The organism is Pseudomonas sp. 6D_7.1_Bac1 (genome assembly GCF_025465945.1).
Taxonomy (GTDB): domain Bacteria; phylum Pseudomonadota; class Gammaproteobacteria; order Pseudomonadales; family Pseudomonadaceae; genus Aquipseudomonas.
The window spans coordinates 93,413-112,927 of the sequence record NZ_JANLNW010000055.1 but is presented as its reverse complement, the minus strand read 5'-3'; the positions used below and the strand labels follow the sequence as shown (position 1 = coordinate 112,927).

The 19,515-nt window shown below is 60.4% G+C and carries 15 protein-coding genes; 9 read left to right on the top strand and 6 right to left on the bottom strand.

Going from position 1 to position 19,515, the window contains the following annotated elements; translation table 11 throughout:
• The first annotated feature begins 69 nt into the window (after window positions 1-69).
• Both NTD87_RS15550 and NTD87_RS15545 read left to right on the top strand, forming a co-directional pair.
• Entirely contained in the window at window positions 70-1,275 is a 1,206-nt protein-coding gene (locus NTD87_RS15550; RefSeq protein ID WP_262114889.1) for an aminotransferase class V-fold PLP-dependent enzyme, read from the top strand.
• The gene (locus NTD87_RS15545) at window positions 1,272-1,676 is read left to right on the top strand and encodes a SufE family protein (protein WP_262114887.1); all 405 of its coding nucleotides are present in this window, start codon (window positions 1,272-1,274) and stop codon (window positions 1,674-1,676) included. The genes NTD87_RS15550 and NTD87_RS15545 overlap by 4 nt, the downstream gene beginning before the upstream one ends.
• Before the next feature lie 90 nt (window positions 1,677-1,766).
• On the opposite strand, the gene tcdA is transcribed toward NTD87_RS15545, so the two are convergent.
• Entirely contained in the window at window positions 1,767-2,579 is an 813-nt protein-coding gene (gene tcdA / locus NTD87_RS15540) for a tRNA cyclic N6-threonylcarbamoyladenosine(37) synthase TcdA (protein ID WP_410017493.1), read from the bottom strand.
• A gap of 267 nt (window positions 2,580-2,846) precedes the next feature.
• Between tcdA and NTD87_RS15535 the strand changes: the two genes are divergently transcribed.
• From NTD87_RS15535 to NTD87_RS15520, 4 genes are all read left to right on the top strand, one after another.
• Window positions 2,847-5,438, top strand: coding sequence for a glycosyltransferase (locus NTD87_RS15535; protein WP_262114884.1), 2,592 nt, complete (start codon window positions 2,847-2,849; stop codon window positions 5,436-5,438).
• Window positions 5,439-5,661: 223 nt separating this feature from the next.
• Window positions 5,662-6,813 (top strand): succinyl-diaminopimelate desuccinylase, encoded by a 1,152-nt coding sequence (dapE, locus tag NTD87_RS15530; protein WP_262114883.1) that lies wholly within the window; start codon window positions 5,662-5,664, stop codon window positions 6,811-6,813.
• Window positions 6,813-7,622, top strand: coding sequence for a putative RNA methyltransferase (locus NTD87_RS15525; protein ID WP_262114882.1), 810 nt, complete (start codon window positions 6,813-6,815; stop codon window positions 7,620-7,622). Before dapE ends, NTD87_RS15525 begins: the two co-directional genes overlap by 1 nt.
• Window positions 7,623-7,721: 99 nt before the next feature.
• On the top strand, window positions 7,722-8,099 hold the full coding sequence (locus NTD87_RS15520) for a hypothetical protein (RefSeq protein ID WP_054595899.1): 378 nt from the start codon (window positions 7,722-7,724) through the stop codon (window positions 8,097-8,099).
• A 166-nt stretch (window positions 8,100-8,265) separates the two neighbouring features.
• On the opposite strand, the gene NTD87_RS15515 is transcribed toward NTD87_RS15520, so the two are convergent.
• A complete protein-coding gene (locus tag NTD87_RS15515) occupies window positions 8,266-8,475 on the bottom strand; it encodes a cold shock domain-containing protein (RefSeq protein WP_054595898.1) in 210 nt (69 codons plus the stop codon).
• 247 nt (window positions 8,476-8,722) lie between these two features.
• On the opposite strand from NTD87_RS15515, the gene plsB reads away from it, so the two are divergent.
• Complete coding sequence (gene plsB, locus NTD87_RS15510) at window positions 8,723-11,227, top strand: glycerol-3-phosphate 1-O-acyltransferase PlsB (RefSeq protein WP_262114880.1); 2,505 nt, start codon at window positions 8,723-8,725, stop codon at window positions 11,225-11,227.
• Window positions 11,228-11,303: 76 nt separating this feature from the next.
• The gene (locus NTD87_RS15505) at window positions 11,304-11,993 is read left to right on the top strand and encodes a DUF4197 domain-containing protein (protein ID WP_262114879.1); all 690 of its coding nucleotides are present in this window, start codon (window positions 11,304-11,306) and stop codon (window positions 11,991-11,993) included.
• 171 nt (window positions 11,994-12,164) lie between these two features.
• On the opposite strand, the gene NTD87_RS15500 is transcribed toward NTD87_RS15505, so the two are convergent.
• The 3 genes from NTD87_RS15500 to NTD87_RS15490 form a co-directional block, all read right to left on the bottom strand.
• Window positions 12,165-13,520: a Fic family protein gene (locus NTD87_RS15500; protein ID WP_262114878.1), complete on the bottom strand. Its 1,356-nt coding sequence runs from the start codon at window positions 13,518-13,520 to the stop codon at window positions 12,165-12,167.
• A gap of 109 nt (window positions 13,521-13,629) precedes the next feature.
• On the bottom strand, window positions 13,630-16,695 hold the full coding sequence (locus NTD87_RS15495) for an efflux RND transporter permease subunit (protein WP_262114877.1): 3,066 nt from the start codon (window positions 16,693-16,695) through the stop codon (window positions 13,630-13,632).
• Between the two features lie 6 nt (window positions 16,696-16,701).
• Window positions 16,702-17,790: an efflux RND transporter periplasmic adaptor subunit gene (locus NTD87_RS15490; protein ID WP_262114875.1), complete on the bottom strand. Its 1,089-nt coding sequence runs from the start codon at window positions 17,788-17,790 to the stop codon at window positions 16,702-16,704.
• Window positions 17,791-17,883: 93 nt separating this feature from the next.
• Between NTD87_RS15490 and NTD87_RS15485 the strand changes: the two genes are divergently transcribed.
• A complete protein-coding gene (locus tag NTD87_RS15485) occupies window positions 17,884-18,528 on the top strand; it encodes a TetR/AcrR family transcriptional regulator (RefSeq protein ID WP_262114874.1) in 645 nt (214 codons plus the stop codon).
• Window positions 18,529-18,652: 124 nt separating this feature from the next.
• Here the strand turns inward: NTD87_RS15485 and NTD87_RS15480 are convergent, their stop codons facing one another.
• Complete coding sequence (locus tag NTD87_RS15480; RefSeq protein ID WP_262114873.1) at window positions 18,653-19,435, bottom strand: class I SAM-dependent methyltransferase; 783 nt, start codon at window positions 19,433-19,435, stop codon at window positions 18,653-18,655.
• Window positions 19,436-19,515: the final 80 nt, after the last annotated feature.

The following is a 19,515-nucleotide window of genomic DNA, read 5'->3' as shown; positions in this document are numbered from 1 at the left end:
GGGGGGCCGCCACGCCCGCCCGCGGGCGCCGGCTCGCTCCCACAGGGTCATGCGTATGGGCCGAACAACATGATGATTCCTTCTCCCTGGCGCGCCGACTTTCCGGCCATCGCCGCTCTGCAACGGCAAGACCAGACCTATCTGGACAACGCCGCCACCACCCAGAAACCCCAAGCCCTGCTCGATGCGCTGGCGCACTACTACGCCAACGGCGCGGCCAATGTTCATCGTGCGCAACACCTGCCTGGCGCCCACGCGACCCAAGCGTTCGAAGACAGCCGCAGCAAGGTCGCGCACTGGATCAATGTCGGTGACAGCGGGCAGATTATCTTTACCCACGGCGCAACCTCTGCGCTGAACCTCCTGGCTTATGGCCTGGAACACCTGTTCAATCCGGGCGATGAGATTGTCATCAGCGCTCTGGAGCACCACGCCAACCTGTTGCCATGGCAGCAATTGGCACACCGTCGCGAACTGAAACTGGTGGTGCTACCACTGGACATGGACGGCCTGATCGATCTCGACGCCGCCGCTCAGTTGATCGGCCCGCGCACTCGATTACTGGCGGTCAGTCAGCTATCCAACGTACTCGGCGCCTGGCAACCGTTAGCGCCATTGCTGGCGCTGGCCAAGGCGCAAAACGCCCTGACCGTGGTCGATGGTGCCCAAGGCGTGGTCCATGGTCGCCATGACGTGCAGGCGCTGGGCTGCGACTTCTATGTCTTTTCCAGCCACAAGCTTTATGGCCCGGATGGCCTCGGCATACTTTACGGCCGCAACCAGGCCTTGCAGCACTTGAACCCATGGCAGTTCGGCGGCGAGATGGTGCTGGACGCCAACTACCACGACGCACGTTTCCGCCCTGCCCCGCTGGGTTTTGAAGCGGGCACGCCGCCGATTGCCAGCGTGATTGGCCTGGGGGCGACCCTTGACTATCTGGCAGGACTGGATCAGGACGCAGTGTCCGCCCACGAAGCCGCGCTGCATGATTACCTGTTGAAGGGTTTGCAGGCGCGCAATGGCATTCGCCTGCTGGGCAAGCCGCAATTGGCGCTGGCCAGTTTTGTCGTCGAAGGCGTGCACAACGCCGATTTGGCGCATTTGCTCACTGAGCAGGGCATCGCCGTACGCGCCGGTCATCACTGCGCCATGCCGCTGCTGAAAAGCTTCGAGCTGGCGGGAGCGATTCGGGTTTCGTTGGCGCTGTATAACGACTCGGAGGATCTTGAGCGTTTCTTCGAAGCCCTGGATCAAGCGCTGGAGTTGCTGCGATGAGCCTGCCTGCGGAGGCCTTGGTGGCACTGGAAACCTTTCAGGCCGCCGCAGGCTGGGAACAACGCGCCCGCCTGCTGATGCAGTGGGGTGAACGGCTTCCGACGTTGAGCGATGAAGACAAGACCGACACCAACCGCGTGCACGGCTGCGAAAGTCAGGTGTGGCTGGTGGGTGCGTTGCAGGATGGCCATTGGCAGTTCAACGCCAACAGTGACGCACGGTTGATTCGCGGGTTGGTGGCGTTGCTGCTGGCGAGGGTCAACGGGTTATCCGCCGAAGAACTGCGACAGGTCGATCTGCCGGACTGGTTCAATCAGTTGGGCCTGTCGCGACAGCTGTCGCCGTCGCGCAGCAATGGCCTCAATGCCGTATTACAGCGAATGAATGAGTTGGCTGGTTAATCGCCATCGCGAGCAGGCTCGCTCCCACATTGGAATGCGTTCCCCCTGTGGGAGCGAGCCTGCTCGCGATGAGGTCATCAGCCACACCGATCAAACCTGAGGCTTGACCCGATCCGCCGGGCGTCGCATGCCGGCCACGATCTTATCCACAGCCTTGGTCGCGGCAACCATCCCAAACGTCGCGGTCACCATCATTACCGCGCCGAAACCACCGGCACAGTCGAGTTTCACGCCATCGCCGACAAAGCTCTTCTGCAAGCAAATACTGCCATCGGGTTTTGGATAGCGCAGTTGCTCGGTGGAGAACACGCACGGCACGCTGTAGTGACGGGTCACGGTGCGCGAGAAACCATAATCGCGACGCAGGGTGGAGCGCACTTTCGAGGCCAGCGGGTCATTGAAGGTACGGTTCAGGTCACAGACTTGGATCAGCGTCGGATCGATCTGCCCGCCCGCGCCGCCGGTGGTGATGATCTGGATCTTGCGACGTTTGCACCAGGCGATCAGCGCAGCCTTGGCGTTGACGCTGTCGATGCAGTCGATCACGCAGTCGATGTCTGGCGTGATGTACTCGGCCATGGTCTCGCGTGTGACGAAATCCGCCACTGTGTGCACGGTGCATTCCGGGTTGATCCCGCGCAGGCGCTCGGCCATCACCTCGACCTTGGGCTTACCGACGGTGCTGTCCAGTGCATGCAACTGACGATTGACGTTGCTGACGCACACGTCATCGAGGTCGAACAACGAGATTTCGCCGACACCGCAACGGGCAATGGCTTCTGCCGCCCAGGAACCGACGCCACCGACGCCCACAATCGCCACATGGGCCGCGCGCAAACGTGCCAGGCCTTCGATACCATACAAACGGGCGACGCCAGCAAACCGCGGATCTTCTGTACTCATGACCATTACCCTAAAAACCGGCGCGCATTATAGGGCCGATGCGTGCCAAGCACATCTTTGCGCTATAAACGGCAGCGAGTCCTGCTTTAATTAGGCCAGCACTTGTACATTTTTTGTCACACAAAGAACTTAAGTGAAGTTGACTTGCCCAATGTCCGGCTTTTTTCTGTCTGCTGTACGGTCAGTAGAAGGCCAGTGTAGGATGCGCGCCGATTGGCGCACGCCGACCGTCCCCTCGTTCCACACCTTTTGGAACCCGAAATAGCTATGTCATCGCGTAAATTTGGACTCAATCTGGTGGTAGTGCTGGCGATTGCCGCGCTGTTCACCGGTTTCTGGGCGCTGATCAACCGCCCGGTCACGACCCCCAACTGGCCTGAGCAGATCTCCGGTTTTTCTTACTCGCCGTTCCAGCAAGGCCAGTTCCCACAGAAAAACCAATTCCCGTCCGACGATGAAATGCGTCGCGACCTGGAGATCATGAGCAAGCTGACCGACAACATTCGGACCTACTCCGTCGACGGTACGCTGGAGGACATCCCGAAACTGGCGGAAGAATTCGGCCTGCGCGTAACGCTCGGGATCTGGATCAGCCCGGACCTTGAGCGAAACGAACGCGAGATCCAGCGCGCCATCGAGCTTGCCAACAGCTCGCGCAGCGTCGTGCGCGTGGTGGTCGGTAACGAAGCGATCTACCGTAAGGAAATCACTGCCGAGCAATTGAGCGTGCTCCTCGATCGCGTACGCGCAGCGGTAAAAGTGCCGGTGACCACGTCCGAGCAATGGCACGTCTGGGAAGAAAACCCGATGCTGGCCAAGCACGTCGACTTGATCGCGGCCCACATCCTGCCGTATTGGGAATTCGTCCCGGTGGACCAGGCCGGTCAGTTTGTTCTGGACCGTGCCCGCGACCTGAAAAAGCTGTTCCCGAAAAAGCCGCTGCTGCTCTCCGAAGTGGGCTGGCCGAGCAATGGCCGCATGCGCGGTGGTGCGGATGCGACCCCGGCTGACCAGGCCATTTACCTGCGCACGCTGGTGAACAAGCTCAACCGCCAGGGCTTCAACTACTTCGTGATCGAAGCGTTTGACCAGCCATGGAAAGCCAGCGACGAAGGTTCGGTAGGCGCCTATTGGGGCGTGTTCAACGCCGCGCGTCAGCAGAAATTCAACTTCGAAGGCCCGGTGGTCGCGATTCCGCAATGGCGAGTGCTGGCTATCGGCTCCGTCGTGTTTGCGTTGTTGTCCCTGACCCTGCTGATGATCGACGGCTCGGCTCTGCGCCAGCGTGGTCGCACCTTCCTGACCTTCATCGCGTTCCTCTGCGGATCGGTGCTGGTGTGGATCGGTTACGACTACAGCCAGCAATACAGCACCTGGTTCAGCCTGACGGTCGGGTTCTTGCTCGCCCTCGGTGCGCTTGGGGTGTTTATCGTCCTGCTGACCGAGGCCCACGAATTGGCCGAGGCCGTCTGGACCCGCAAACGCCGGCGTGAATTCCTGCCGGTAGAGGGTGATTCGAACTACCGCCCGAAAGTCTCGATCCATGTGCCGTGCTACAACGAGCCGCCGGAGATGGTCAAACAGACCCTCAACGCCCTGGCCAACCTCGACTATCCGGACTTCGAAGTCCTGATCATCGACAACAACACCAAGGACCCGGCGGTCTGGGAACCGGTGCAGGCCTATTGCGAAACCCTCGGCCCGCGCTTCAAGTTCTTCCACGTCGCGCCACTGGCCGGTTTCAAGGGCGGCGCGCTGAACTACCTGCTGCCGCACACCGCCAAGGATGCTGAAGTCATCGCCGTGATCGACTCCGACTACTGTGTCGATCCGAACTGGCTCAAGCACATGGTTCCGCACTTCGCCGATCCGAAAATCGCCATCGTGCAGTCGCCGCAGGATTATCGCGACCAGAACGAAAGTACCTTCAAGAAGCTCTGCTACGCCGAATACAAAGGCTTCTTCCACATCGGCATGGTGACCCGTAACGACCGTGACGCGATCATCCAGCACGGCACCATGACCATGACCCGCCGTTCGGTGCTCGAAGAGCTCGGCTGGGCTGACTGGTGCATCTGCGAAGACGCCGAGTTGGGTCTGCGGGTGTTCGAAAAAGGCCTGTCGGCGGCGTATTACCCCAACAGTTATGGCAAGGGCCTGATGCCCGATACCTTTATCGACTTCAAGAAACAGCGATTCCGCTGGGCCTACGGAGCGATTCAGATCATCAAGCGGCACACCGCCAGCCTGTTGCGCGGCAAGGACACCGAACTGACCCGCGGCCAGCGTTACCACTTCCTCGCGGGCTGGTTGCCGTGGGTGGCAGACGGCATGAACATCTTCTTCACCGTCGGCGCCCTGCTGTGGTCGGCGGCGATGATCATCGTGCCGCAACGGGTCGATCCACCGCTGCTGATCTTTGCAATCCCGCCCTTGGCGCTGTTCGTGTTCAAGGTGGGCAAGATCATCTTCCTCTACCGCCGTGCGGTCGGGGTCAACCTGAAGGACGCATTCTGCGCGGCACTGGCCGGCCTGGCGTTGTCTCACACTATCGCCAAAGCGGTGCTGTACGGCTTCTTCACCAGCAGCATTCCGTTTTTCCGCACCCCGAAAAATGCCGATAACCACGGCTTCTGGGTAGCGATTTCGGAAGCTCGCGAAGAGCTGTTCATCATGTTGCTGTTGTGGGGCGCGGCGCTGGGGATTTACCTGGTGCAGGGCATCCCGAGCAACGATATGCGTTTCTGGGTGACCATGTTGCTGGTGCAGTCGCTGCCGTATCTGGCCGCGCTGATCATGGCCTTCCTGTCTTCGCTGCCAAAACCTGCGCAAGAGACCGAGCCTCTAGCGGCCGCCTAAATCTGCGCAAACCACTAAACGGCGGCCTCTGGCCGCCGTTTTGCTTTAAGATATCCGCCATTTTGCGCGCCCTGCCCCAGATGGCCTGCCCATACCTGTGGGAGCGAGCCGGCTCCGGGCGGCGTTCCGACGATGAGTCCGTCACATTCAACCTCTATATTGATTGTCATGGCCCCATCGCGAGCAGGCTCGCTCCCACATTGACAGCTTTCGGAGTTCTCACATGACGGCCCACGCCGACCTTTCGCCGACCCTCCAACTCGCCATCGACCTGATCCGCCGTCCATCCGTGACGCCGGTCGACGCCGATTGCCAGAAGCAGATGATGCAGCGCCTGGGCGATGCCGGTTTTGCGCTGGAGCCCATGCGCATCGAAGATGTGGATAACTTCTGGGCCACCCACGGCAAACACGAAGGCCCGGTGCTGTGCTTCGCCGGTCACACCGACGTGGTACCAACCGGCCCGGTGGCGGCCTGGCAGATCGACCCGTTCGACGCGGTGATCGACGAGCACGGCATGCTCTGCGGCCGTGGCGCGGCAGACATGAAAGGCAGCCTCGCAGCAATGACCGTGGCGGCCGAACGTTTTGTCGTCGACTACCCGGACCACAAGGGCAAGGTTGCGTTTCTGATCACCAGTGACGAAGAAGGCCCGGCGCATCACGGCACCAAGGCGGTGATCGAGCGTCTTGCCGCGCGCAAGGAACGTCTGGACTGGTGCATCGTCGGCGAACCGTCGAGCACCACCCTGGTCGGTGACGTGGTCAAGAACGGCCGTCGCGGTTCCCTCGGCGCCAAGCTCACCGTACGCGGTGTGCAAGGTCACGTGGCCTATCCGCACCTGGCGAAGAACCCGATCCACCTCGCCGCTCCCGCCCTGGCGGAACTGGCCGCCGAGCATTGGGACAACGGTAACGCGTTCTTCCCGCCGACCAGCTTCCAGATCTCCAACGTGAATTCCGGCACCGGCGCGACCAACGTGATCCCGGGCGATCTGGTGGCAGTGTTCAACTTCCGCTTCTCCACCGAATCGACCGTCGAAGGCCTGCAACAGCGAGTCGCTGACATCCTCGACAAGCATGGCCTGGACTGGCACGTGGACTGGGCGCTGTCCGGCCTGCCGTTCCTCACCGAACCGGGTGCATTGCTCGACGCGGTATCGGCAAGCATCAGGGCCATTACCGGTCGCGAGACCAAGGCGTCCACCAGCGGCGGCACTTCGGATGGACGCTTCATCGCGACCATGGGTACGCAAGTGGTCGAGCTTGGCCCGGTCAACGCGACGATTCACCAAGTCAACGAGCGAGTGCTGGCCAGCGATCTCGACGTGCTGACCGAAATCTACTACCAGACCCTGATCAAGTTGCTCGCCTGATGCTTGCCTGTCCTATCTGCAGCGCGCCGCTGAATGCGGTCGACAACGGCGTGGCGTGCCCGGCCGGGCATCGCTTCGACCGGGCCCGCCAGGGTTACCTGAACCTGCTGCCGGTACAGCACAAGAACAGCCGTGATCCGGGCGACAACCAGGCGATGGTCGAAGCCCGTCGCGACTTCTTGAACGCCGGGCATTACGCGCCGGTGGCCAAGCGTCTCGCTGAGCTGGCCGCTGAACGTGCGCCGCAGCGCTGGCTGGACATCGGCTGCGGCGAGGGTTACTACACCGCGCAAATCGCCGATGCCCTACCCAATGCCGAAGGCTACGCACTGGATATTTCCCGCGAAGCGGTGAAACGCGCCTGCAAGCGCAATCCGCAACTGACCTGGTTGATCGCCAGCATGGCTCGGGTACCGTTGGCCGATGCCAGCTGCCAGTTCCTTGCCAGTGTGTTCAGCCCGCTCGACTGGCAGGAAGCCAAACGCCTGCTCAGCCCTGGCGGCGGCTTGATGAAAGTCGGGCCGACCAGCGGTCATTTGATGGAGCTGCGTGAGCGTCTGTACGACGAAGTGCGCGAATACACCGATGACAAGCACCTGGCGCTGGTGCCGGAAGGCATGACGCTGCAACACAGCGAAACCCTGGACTTCAAGCTGACCCTGACCCATCCTCAGGACCGCGCCAACCTGTTGGCCATGACGCCTCACGGCTGGCGCGCCAGTGCCGAACGCCGGGCGGCCGTCATCGAACAGGCCGAGCCGTTCGAGGTCAGCGTGTCGATGCGCTACGATTATTTCGTTCTGCAGTAATTGTTTGAGAGCAACCCTTTAACTTTTGGTCTTGAGCAGTGGCTTGAGACCGGCTAAATCCGCGAATGGATTTTTCGAAACCCGCAGTGAGGAACATCCATGCGCCAACCCGATATCGAGATTTACCTGAAAGACGCCGACGTCGACTACAAGGCCATCGCCACCTGGCTCGGCGCGGCGCTGGGCCCTTGCACCGACTGGGTTCAGAAAGGTCAGACCTACAAGTGCAAGGCCGGCAACGTGCCCGTGACCTGGCTGCCAAAAGCCGTGGGCAAGTGGAACAGCCTGTACCTGGAAAGCGACCAGACGCCGTGGGACGACGACATCGCCTGCGCCCGCGCCGCCTTTGCTGCGCTGAACGTCGAAGTGCGTTGCGCGCCGGGGACCTGGGTCGAGGAAGAAGGTGAAGAAACGGCTGATCGCTGGATTCGGATCAGCGTCGACGGTGAAGAAGAGATCACCTGGAAAACTGCGTAAAACCTGAATCTGTGGGATGCCCAAAATGGCTACCCAACAGAGATCAAATGTGGGAGCGAGCCTGCTCGCGATAGCGGTATTAGACGCACAACCTTTGGCGCGTCGAATGGCGTCATCGCGAGCAGGCTCGCTCCCACAGTAGTTTTGCGTGATCTGAAGCGCGGGGTTACAGACCCACTACATCCTCAGCCTGCAAGCCTTTCTGCCCGTCCACCACCGCGTATTCAACCTGCTGGCCTTCGGCCAACGAGCGGTGGCCTTCGCCACGGATCGCGCGGTAGTGCACGAACACGTCTGCCCCGTCTTCACGCTGAATGAAGCCGTAGCCCTTGGCGTCGTTGAACCACTTCACGTTGCCGGTCTCGCGCGTTGCCATCAATCAATACCCCATCTTCTTATTATTGAGTCGGCCTGTTCACGGACAAGCCTTGAGAACGTTTGCCAGCGCTCGGTTTACTGTAAGAAACAGCGCCGATAGTGGCAAACGGCTGGCCGAGTATATGACAGCCGCAAAAACTCTCAACTCAAGATTACATCGGCGCTTTTTTGCCGATTTTCGACGAATCCGGCACACTACCGGCCCCGAGCGCTTGCTCGGTTTTTTCAACTAAAGCAGAAGCCGTATGACCCGCTCCCCGTTCCGCCGTCTTGTGTTTGGCACCTTGCGCCGACTGCTGTACCTCTGGGTTCGCTCGGAGACGATCAACCAGTCGTCCTTTACCCTCAACCTCGACCGCAGTCGTCCGGTGTTCTACGTCCTGCAAAATCCTTCGCTGACCGAGCTGGCCGTGCTCGATACCGAATGCACCAAGGCCGGTCTTCCACGTCCGGTACTACCGGTATCGGTGGGCAACCTGCTGGAACCCGCTGCGTTCTTCTACCTGACGCCGGAGCCCGATTGGCTCGGCCGCCAGGACAAACGCGGCGCGCCACCGACCCTGACCCGTCTGGTCAGTGCCCTGAGCCAGAATGCCGCCGAAGACGCGCAGATCATTCCGGTCAGCGTGTTCTGGGGCCAGTCGCCGGACAGCGAATCGAGCCCGTGGAAATTGCTCTTCGCTGACAGCTGGGCGGTGACCGGCCGCCTGCGCCGGCTGCTGAGCATCATGATTCTGGGGCGCAAGACCCGCGTGCAATTCTCCGCGCCGATCAACCTGCGTGAGCTGATCGAGCACAACAAGGGCTTTGAGCTCACCGTGCGCATGGCTCAACGCATTTTGCGGGTGCACTTTCGCAACCTCAAAGCCGCGGTCATCGGCCCGGATATTTCCCACCGTCGCAACCTGGTCAAAGGCCTGCTGAATCAGCCGCAGGTCAAACAGGCGATCCTCGACGAAGCCGAACGCGAGAACATTTCACCGGAGAAGGCCAAAGCTCAAGCGCTGCGCTATGGCAACGAAATCGCCTCGGACTACACCTACACCGCGATCCGTTTTATGGAAGTGGTGCTGAGCTGGTTCTGGAACAAGATCTACGACGGGATCAAGGTCAACCACATCGAAGGCGTGCAGAAAGTCGCCCAGGGTCACGAAGTGATCTACGTGCCGTGCCATCGCAGCCATATCGACTACCTGCTGCTCTCCTATCTGCTGTTTCGCAACGGCCTGACCCCGCCGCACGTCGCCGCCGGAATCAACCTCAACATGCCGGTGATCGGCGGCCTGCTGCGCCGTGGCGGGGCGTTCTTCATGCGCCGCACCTTCAAGGGCAATCCGCTTTACACCTCGGTGTTCAATGAATACCTGCACACCCTGTTCACCAAAGGCTTCCCGGTGGAGTACTTCGTCGAGGGTGGCCGTTCGCGCACCGGGCGCATGCTGCAACCGAAAACCGGGATGCTGGCGATCACCCTGCGCAGCTTCCTGCGTTCATCGCGCATGCCGATCGTCTTCATCCCGGTGTACATCGGTTACGAGCGGGTGCTGGAAGGCCGCACCTACCTCGGTGAACTGCGTGGCGCGAGCAAGAAGAAAGAGTCGATATTCGACATCTTCAAAGTCATCGGCGCGCTCAAGCAGCGCTTCGGCCAGGTGGCGGTGAACTTCGGCGAGCCGATCAAACTGGCGGAGTTCCTCGACAGCGAACAACCGGACTGGCGCAGCCAGGAACTCGGTCCGCAGTTCAGGCCGGCCTGGCTCAACGAAACCACCAACCGCCTCGGCGAGCGCGTGGCGCGGCACTTGAACGAAGCGGCGGCGATCAACCCGGTGAACCTGGTGGCGCTGGCCCTACTGTCCACCAGCCGTCTGGCGCTGGACGATCGCGCCATGGCGCGGGTGCTCGATCTGTACCTGGCGCTGTTGCGTCGCGTGCCTTACTCACCCCACACCACGCTGCCGGAGGGTGACGGCCGGGCGTTGATCGAACACGTCAAGGACATGGACCTGCTCTCCGAGCAAAGCGATGCGCTGGGTAAAATCCTCTACCTTGACGAGCAAAATGCCGTCCTGATGACCTACTACCGCAACAACGTACTACACATTTTCGCCCTGCCAGCGTTGCTCGCGAGCTTCTTCCAGAGCGCCTCGCGCATGAGCCGCGAACAGATCCTGCGCTATACCCGCGCGCTGTACCCGTACCTGCAATCCGAGTTGTTCATCCGCTGGTCTCTGGACGAACTGGATGCGGTGATCGATCAGTGGCTCGAAGCCTTTGTCGAACAAGGCCTGTTGCGTTTCGAGAACAACGTGTACCTGCGCCCGGCGCCGAGCTCCCGGCATTTCGTGCTGCTGACCTTGCTGTCCAAGAGCATTGCGCAGACCTTGCAGCGCTTCTACATGGCCATCTCTTTGCTGCTCAACAGCGGCCAGAACACCCTCAGCGCCGAAGAACTGGAAGACCTGTGCACGGTCATGGCCCAGCGCCTGTCGATCCTGCACGGCCTGAACGCCCCGGAGTTCTTCGACAAGAGCCTGTTCCGCCATTTCATCCAGACCCTGCTGAATCTCGACGTGCTGCGTCGCGACGAAGCCGGCAAGCTGAGCCATCACGAACTGCTCGGCGAACTGGCCGAGGGTGCGGCCAAACGCGTGTTGCCGGCGGAGATTCGTTTGTCGATCCGTCAGGTAGCGTTGCATCGCAGTGAAGATGCGGCAGATCAACCCGCGCCTGCGCCGCACGCCGACTAAATGCTTAAGGCGCCATTGCGGATCCGTGTCGATTCCGCCCGGTAATTTTTTCACTTCTCGAATAAGGAAGCTTTCCATGCTCCGTCCTTCCCTACGTCTAGTCGGCCTCTGTGCCGGCCTGCTGATCTGCGCCAACGCGCTGGCCCTGTCTCTGGGCAGCCTTTCCCAGGGAGAAGCCTCGGGCGGCCTCAAGGACGCCCTGGCCCAGGGGGCCGTAGCGGCCGTCACCACGCTCGGCAAACCGGGCGGTTTCAGCAACAACCCTGAAGTGAAGATCGAACTGCCGGGCAATCTGGGCAAGGTCGCCAGCAAGATGAAACAGTTCGGCATGGGGGCCCAGGTCGATCAACTGGAAACCAGCATGAACAAGGCGGCGGAGGCGGCCATGCCGCAGGCCCAGGCTCTGCTGGTGGATGCGGTGAAAAAGATGACCGTGACCGATGCCAAGGGCATCCTCACCGGCGGCAAGGATTCGGCCACCCAGTACCTGGACAAGACCAGCCGCGAACAAATCCGCACCAAGTTCCTGCCGATCGTCAAACAAGCCACCGACCAGGTAGGCCTGGCCAAGCAGTACAACTCGTTCGCCGGGCAGGCGGCAACCCTCGGCGTGCTCGATGCCAAGAGTGCCAACATTGAAGGCTACGTGACGGAAAAGGCCCTGGACGGCCTGTTCAAGATGATTGCCCAGAAGGAAGAAGGCATCCGCGCCAACCCGCTGGAAGCAGCGACCAGCCTGGCGAAGAAGGTTTTCGGCTCGCTGTAACCCGCGAAAACACACCCCGAAACTGTGGCGAGGGAGCTTGCTCCCGCTGGGCCGTGAAACGGCCCCAACCTGCATTTACATGTTGCCAGGTTCAGCGCATTGGTTGGTTTGCGACTGCTTCGCCCGAACGCGGACCGGCCGGCGGGAGCAAGCTCCCTCGCCACAGCCCCGTCAGCCCAGGTCTGTTTTGATGTGAAATGACTCACGTAAAAAGAACACCCACTCACGGCCCATTTTTTTCTTCTCGAACACCTTCAACTCGACCAGACCGTTCAAGGTCGTGGCCGCCGTGTTGTAGGAGCAGTTCAGGTTTTCCTTCACATTGACCGCGGTGAACTCCTTGGCCATGCCGCTCTTGGCGACCTGGAACACCGTGCGCTGTTTCTCGGTCAACTGCTTGAAAAGCCCGGACTCCTCCAGCCAACGATCAAAACCTTCGGCGTAGACCAGACTCTTTTGATACGCCGCCGTGAACTCGGTCACGGCACGCAAAATCACTGAGCACTGGTAATCGATGAAGTACGTCAGGTCCAGCCCATCGCTCTCGGTGTACAGATAAGACCGGCCATACTTCACCGGCGCATTACGCAACAGAATGCTGATCGCAATATAGCGAAATGCCGAGAAGTCATTCTTGAACATGAACCAGTAAAACAACGCCCGCGCCACCCGGCCATTGCCATCGCGAAACGGATGCTCGTAGCCCAGGGCAAAATGCAGGGCGATGGCCTTGATCATCGGGTGCACATAATCAGTGTGCAGCGGGTCGTTGTGGGACTGGTTGATCCAGTTCGCCAACCCGCTGAGTCGCGCGTTGATGCCCGCTGCAGGCGGTGGTGTATGAACGGTATTACCTTCACCATCCTGCACCACCACCTGATCATTGCTGCGAAAAAGTCCCGGACAGTACAGCGAATCATCAATGCCTTCGACGCCGACGCGATGAAGCTGCTGGATCAACTCGACACTCAATGGCTCATGACGTCTTTCCCAGGCGAAGATCATCATTTTGTAGTTGCCTATGACCATCCGCTCGTCCGGGGTACGCGGCTGGCGATTGCGCTTGAGCATGTCCTTGGCCACCAGCGTGGTCGTTGCTGCGCCCTCAAGCTGGCTGCTGCTGATGGCTTCGTCTTCGATCAGGTCATTGAGTAAATAACTGAAGTGCGCCGTCTCACCGATGTGGTGAGTCATGTACTCCAGCGCGGCGGTCGTTGCCTGGCGGTCAACCGTCGACAGGGTTTTCTGCGCCAGCGGTGTAAGAATGAATTGCCCCCACTGAGTCGGTTCACCCAGCGGCAACAAGCACACGTACTGCGCCACGCGAGCCTTTTTCACCAAGGCCCAACACAAGGTCGTATCAAGACCGGGCGGCCAGCGATAACGCAGATCATCGAAAGGCAGATAACGCCCCTGATCATCCAGCGGCTTGAGCAGTGCCAGATAGTCGACCAGCTTTTCCTTGTGAGGCGATTGCCCAAGCGTGTCGAAAAGACCGGGGTCTATGGGCGGAGGAGCTTTTATCATCGCTGTCTCAAAAACTCGCAAAACTGAGTCAGGAGTACAGCACAGAAAGCACCTTGTCTCAATATTTCAATAAATTGAGACAAGGTCGGCAGTTCCTACGGCTACTGGATCACACCGGCTCTTTCTTGACCCTGAACCACGCCGCATACAGCGCCGGCAGGAACAGCAAGGTCAGTGCCGTCGCGACGATCAGCCCGCCCATGATCGCCACTGCCATCGGCCCGAAGAATACGCTGCGCGACAGCGGAATCATCGCCAGCACGGCGGCCAGTGCGGTCAGCACGATGGGCCGGAAGCGTCGCACCGTGGCTTCGATGATCGCTTGCCAGGGTTTGAGCCCGGCGCGGATATCCTGTTCGATCTGATCCACGAGGATCACCGAGTTACGCATGATCATCCCCGACAGCGCGATGGTCCCGAGCATCGCCACGAAACCGAACGGCTGACGGAACACCATCAGGAACAGGGTGACGCCGATCAGCCCCAACGGAGCAGTCAGAAACACCATCGCAGTACGTGAGAAGCTGCGCAGTTGCAGCATCAGCAAGGTCAGCACCACGACAATGAACAACGGCACGCCAGCCTTCACCGAATTCTGCCCACGGGCCGAGTCCTCCACCGTGCCGCCGACATCCAGCAAATAGCCGTCAGGCAGTTCGGCGCGAATCGGTTCCAGGGTCGGGAGGATTTGCTGGACCAGGGTCGCCGGTTGTTCCTTGTCATAGATGTCGGCGCGAACCGTCACGTTCGGCAAGCGGTTGCGGCGCCAGATGATGCCTTCTTCAAAGCCGTATTCCAGAGTTGCAACCTGCGACAGTGCAACGCTTTTACCGTTGTCGGTCGGCACCGCCAGACTCGACAGCAACGACAGTTCGGTGCGTTCGTGCAAGGTGCCGCGCAAGAGGATCTCGATCAACTGGTTGTCTTCGCGGTACTGGCTGACGCTTACACCTGTCAGTGAGCTTTGCAGAAACTTCGACAAGTTCGCCGTGCTCACGCCCAAGGCCCGTGCGCGGTCCTGATCGACGTTCAGGTACACGACCTTGCTCGGCTCCTCCCAGTCCAGGTGCACGTTAACCACATGGGGGTTCTCGCGAACTTTCGCCGCGACTTTGCGCGCCAGGGCGCGGACCTCGTCAATGTGTTCACCGCTCACCCGGAACTGCACCGGATACCCCACTGGCGGACCGTTCTCCAGACGCGTGACCCGTGAGCGCAAGGTCGGGAACTGTTCGTCAAGGGTTGCGATCAGCCAGGTACGCAGGCTTTCACGCTCCTCGATGGTTTTCGCCAACACCACAAATTGCGCGAAGCTCGCCGCCGGCAATTGCTGGTCCAGCGGCAGGTAGAAACGCGGCGAACCGGTGCCGACATAAGCCACATAGTTGTCGATGCCCGCGTGTTCCTTGAGCATCGCTTCCAGCCGTTCGACCTCCCCGGTGGTGTTGCTCAAGGAGGCGCCTTCAGCCAGTTTCAGGTCGACCATCAGTTCCAGCCGTCCAGAGGCGGGGAAGAACTGCTGTGGCACAAAACGGAACAGCACCACCGAAGCCACGAACAGCACAACGGTCAGCGCGATCACGGTTTTGCGACGGTGCACGCACCACTCCACCAGACGCCGGACCCGCTGATAAAACGGCGTGCCATAAGGGTCCGACTGACCCGCGCCATGTTTGGCGGCGTGAATCTTCGCCAGATCCGGCAGCAGCTTTTCACCGAGAAAGGGCACAAACACCACGGCAGCGATCCACGAGGCCAGCAGCGCAATAGTCACCACCTGGAAGATCGAACGGGTGTATTCGCCGGTGCTCGACTGCGCGGTGGCGATCGGCAGGAAGCCGGCAGCGGTGATCAACGTACCGGTGAGCATCGGGAACGCGGTGCTGGTCCAGGCAAAGCTGGCGGCCTTGAGCCGGTCGTAGCCCTGCTCCATTTTGATCGCCATCATTTCCACGGCGATGATCGCGTCATCCACCAGCAATCCCAGGGCCAGCACCAGTGCACCGAGAGAGATCTTGTGCAAGCCGATTCCCAGGTAATACATGCAGGCAAACGTCATCGCCAGCACCAGCGGAATCGCCAACGCAACCACCATGCCGGTGCGCACACCGAGGGAGAAAAAGCTCACCAGCAAGACAATCGCCAGCGCCTCTACCAACACCTGGACGAACTCGCCGACGCTGGTTTTCACCGCCGCGGGCTGGTCGGAAACCTTGCGCAGTTGCATGCCGGCCGGCAGGTTGTTCTGGATACGCTCGAACTCCTGCTCCAGCGCTTTACCGAGCACCAGAATATCGCCGCCATCCTTCATGGCCACGGCAAGACCGATAGCGTCCTCGCCCATGAAACGCATGCGCGGTGCCGGTGGATCGTTGAAACCACGGCTCACGTCAGCCACATCGGCGATGCGGAAGGTCCGGTCGCCGACGCGAATCGGAAAATTCCTGATCTGGTCTACGGTCTGGAAATTACCCGTCACCCGTAGCTGCAAACGCTCACTGGTGGTTTCAAAGAACCCGGCGTTGGACACCGCGTTCTGTTCTTCCAGCGCTTGCTGCACGGCGGCCAACGGTAAACCCAGGGTGGCGAGTTTGACGTTCGACAGCTCGATCCAGATCTTCTCGTCCTGCAGGCCGAGCAAGTCGACCTTGCCCACGTCCTTGACCCGTTGCAGCTGGATCTGGACGCGGTCGGCGTAGTCCTTGAGTACTGCGTAGTCGAAACCTTCACCGGTCAGCGCGTAGATATTGCCGAAGGTGGTGCCGAACTCATCGTTGAAAAACGGCCCCTGGATACCTGGTGGCAAGGTCTGGCGGATGTCGCTGATTTTCTTGCGCACCTGATACCAGAGCTCGGGAATCTGCGCCGAATGCATCGAGTCCAGGGCCATAAAGGTCACCTGGGACTCACCGGGGCGAGAGAACGAGACAATCCGCTCGTACTCGCCGGTTTCCATGAGCTTCTTTTCGATGCGCTCGGTGACTTGCCGCGAGACTTCCTGGGCCGTCGCGCCCGGCCAATTGGTCTTGATCACCATGGCCTTGAAGGTGAACGGCGGGTCTTCGCTCTGGCCCAACTTGGTGTAAGACAACGTGCCGACGACCGCCAGCAAGATCATCAGGAACAGTACGATCTGGCGATTGTGCAGCGCCCATTCGGAAAGATTGAAACGCATCGGGGATTACTCCTTGACCGCCAGATTAACCACGCGGTTGGAGCGATCCACCGGTCTCACTTGCTGACCGTCGTGGAGCACGTGAACGCCAGCGGCGACCACCCAGTCGCTGGGACTCAGACCTTCAAGCACCGGCACGGTTTTCTCACCGAAAGCGCCTACGCGAACGGGGGCTTTTTTCAGGGTGTTGTTGGCGCCCACAACCCAGACGTACGTTGCGCCGTTTTCTGCGGTGAGCGCTGAAAGCGGCACCGACAGCGGCACCACGTCAGCGGTTTGAATGAATACTCGGGCACTCTGGCCAAGCTCGGCCGGGACCTTGCCGGCGGTAAAGGTGATACGTGCGGCAAAGGTTCGCGACTTTGGATCGGCGGCAGGCGACAGTTCGCGAATGCTGCCGGCGAACCGCTGACCTTGCTGGGTCCAGAGTTCAACAGTGACGGGCTGACCGACCTTGAATCGGCCGAAGCTCTGCTCTGGCAGGCTGATCAGCACTTCACGCTCGCCGTCGGTGGCCAGGGTGAAGACGGTTTGCCCGGCGGCCACCACTTGCCCGACTTCCACGGCACGCTTGGCCACCACACCGTCATGCGGGGCACGCAGCACCGCGTAGCTGGCCTGATTGCTGGCAACGTCGAACTCAGCCTTGATCTGCTTGAGTCGTGCTTCACCGGATCGGTAGAGGTTTTCAGAATTGTCGTACTGTGAGCGGCTGACCATCTGACGTTCCATCAGGGTCTTGTAGCGATCACGTTCGGCACGTACCAGGTTCAGATTGGCCTCGGCGGCAGCAACCTGGGCACGAGTCGCTTCCAGTTGCAGGCGCACGTCCTGGGGATCGAGTTCTGCCAGCGGCTGGTTGCCTTTGACCCGCTCACCTTCCTCGACCAGTCGTCGGCTGACTTTGCCGCCAATACGAAAGGCCAGGTCTGGCTCGTAACGCGCACGGACTTCGCCGGGATAGCTGTCCATCGCCTGCGCCGAAGGCTCTGGCTGAACCACCATGGCCGGACGCACGGTGACTTGCGCCGGCTCTTCGTGACCGCACGCAGACAACAAGAATGCCAGGCTGACTGGCAAGGCATAGCGGAACATGATGACGGACCTTTCGCTAATGATGCTGGGAATAATTATACTGCCCAGTATGTTATTAATAGCAAACTCACCAGTCCAGTATTAAAGCGAAGAATGTCCAACAATCTTTCTGCACCCAACGGCCCCGGCCGCCCGAAGGATCTCGCCAAGCGCGAGGCGATCCTCGAGGCGGCGAAACGTCTTTTTCTGAGCAAGGGTTACGCGAGCACCAGCATGGACGCGGTGGCAGCTGAAGCCGGCGTATCGAAGCTGACGGTTTACAGTCACTTCAACGACAAGGAGACACTGTTCTCCGCCGCCGTGGTGGCCAAATGCGAAGCGCAATTGCCCGAGCTGTTCTTCGAACTGCCCGACGGCATGCCGATCGAGAACGTCCTGCTGAACATTGCCCGCGGTTTTCATCTACTGATCAACAGTGATGAATCGGTGAACCTGCATCGTCTGATCATGGCGCTGGGCAGTCAGGATCCGAAACTCTCGCTGATCTTCTTCGAAGCAGGTCCCGAGCGGATGTTGCAGGGTATGGAACGCTTGCTGACGAAGATCGACCAGGTCGGCGCCCTGAGCATCGACAAGCCGCGCAATGCCGCCGAGCACTTCTTCTGCCTGCTCAAAGGTGCGGGGAATTTTCGTTTGCTCTACGGCTGCGGCGAGCCCTTGACCGGGGATGCGGCCGAGGCTCATGTGCGGGAAGTGGTGGGGTTGTTTATGCGGGCATATCGGCCGGGTTCAGCCTGATAGGTTTCTGGCGACTGGGCTAACTCTATCGCGAGCAGGCTCGCTCCCACATTAGACCGAGTCTTTAAATAAGAACGCGGTCAACTGTGGGAGCGAGCCTGCTCGCGATGGGGGCGACGCGGTCTTAAGGCTTGAGGGCCTTCTTGGGGTAGATGTCGTACCGGCTGGACTTGCCATCCAGCGCATGGCTCGGCTTCGGCCCTTCGATGCACGGTGCCTTGCGCGGGCGTTTGACCACCACCCGGTGGCTGGCCAGTGCGAGTGCAGCTTGAAGCAGGGCCGGCGCGTCCGGGTCATCGCCTACCAACGGGCGAAACAGGCGCATTTCCTTCTTCACCAACGCAGTTTTCTCACGATGCGGGAACATCGGGTCGAGGTAGATCACCTGCGGCGGCTCGCCTTCCCAGTTGCGCATCAACTCGATCGAGTTGCCCTTGAGCAACGTCATCCGCGCCACAATCGGCGCCACCTCAAAATCTTCCGCCGCGCGGGCCAGACCGTCTTCCAGCAACGCGCCAATCAATGGCTGACGCTCGATCAGGCTCATTTCGCAGCCCAGACTTGCCAGCACAAAACCATCCTTGCCCAGCCCCGCCGTGGCATCCAGCACCTTCGGCCGCACGCCTTGAGCGACGCCGACAGCCTTGGCGATCATCTGACCGCTGCCACCGCCATACAACCGGCGATGGGCAGCGCCGCCCTCGACGAAGTCCACCCGCACCGGTCCCGGCGCGTCCGGGCCAAGCTGTTGCAGCTGCAAACCGTGCTCACCCACTTGCAGCGCAAACTCGGCATCGTCCAGCAGCAACGGCAGGTTCAATCGCTCGGCCCAATGTTCGGCTCGAGCCTGGAACGCCTCGGCCAGGGCCTGGACTATGATGCGGCTGGCCGCGGGTTGCTCACTCATCAGAAAACACACTCAAAAAATTAATGATCGGCAAAAACGGCCGATAACAAAACTATCGAGCATTTTGCCAGAGCTGAGCG

What these genes read in the sequence shown, in the direction of transcription:
- NTD87_RS15535 (WP_262114884.1), top strand. Translation starts at nt 2,847, where the DNA reads ATGTCATCGCGTAAATTTGGACTCAATCTGGTGGTAGTGCTGGCGATT.
- NTD87_RS15550 (WP_262114889.1), top strand. Translation starts at nt 70, where the DNA reads ATGATGATTCCTTCTCCCTGGCGCGCCGACTTTCCGGCCATCGCCGCT.
- NTD87_RS15520 (WP_054595899.1), top strand. Translation starts at nt 7,722, where the DNA reads ATGCGCCAACCCGATATCGAGATTTACCTGAAAGACGCCGACGTCGAC.
- plsB (WP_262114880.1), top strand. Translation starts at nt 8,723, where the DNA reads ATGACCCGCTCCCCGTTCCGCCGTCTTGTGTTTGGCACCTTGCGCCGA.
- NTD87_RS15485 (WP_262114874.1), top strand. Translation starts at nt 17,884, where the DNA reads ATGTCCAACAATCTTTCTGCACCCAACGGCCCCGGCCGCCCGAAGGAT.
- NTD87_RS15525 (WP_262114882.1), top strand. Translation starts at nt 6,813, where the DNA reads ATGCTTGCCTGTCCTATCTGCAGCGCGCCGCTGAATGCGGTCGACAAC.
- tcdA (WP_410017493.1), bottom strand. Translation starts at nt 2,579, where the DNA reads ATGAGTACAGAAGATCCGCGGTTTGCTGGCGTCGCCCGTTTGTATGGT.
- NTD87_RS15495 (WP_262114877.1), bottom strand. Translation starts at nt 16,695, where the DNA reads ATGCGTTTCAATCTTTCCGAATGGGCGCTGCACAATCGCCAGATCGTA.
- dapE (WP_262114883.1), top strand. Translation starts at nt 5,662, where the DNA reads ATGACGGCCCACGCCGACCTTTCGCCGACCCTCCAACTCGCCATCGAC.
- NTD87_RS15500 (WP_262114878.1), bottom strand. Translation starts at nt 13,520, where the DNA reads ATGATAAAAGCTCCTCCGCCCATAGACCCCGGTCTTTTCGACACGCTT.
- NTD87_RS15515 (WP_054595898.1), bottom strand. Translation starts at nt 8,475, where the DNA reads ATGGCAACGCGCGAGACCGGCAACGTGAAGTGGTTCAACGACGCCAAG.
- NTD87_RS15480 (WP_262114873.1), bottom strand. Translation starts at nt 19,435, where the DNA reads ATGAGTGAGCAACCCGCGGCCAGCCGCATCATAGTCCAGGCCCTGGCC.
- NTD87_RS15490 (WP_262114875.1), bottom strand. Translation starts at nt 17,790, where the DNA reads ATGTTCCGCTATGCCTTGCCAGTCAGCCTGGCATTCTTGTTGTCTGCG.
- NTD87_RS15505 (WP_262114879.1), top strand. Translation starts at nt 11,304, where the DNA reads ATGCTCCGTCCTTCCCTACGTCTAGTCGGCCTCTGTGCCGGCCTGCTG.
- NTD87_RS15545 (WP_262114887.1), top strand. Translation starts at nt 1,272, where the DNA reads ATGAGCCTGCCTGCGGAGGCCTTGGTGGCACTGGAAACCTTTCAGGCC.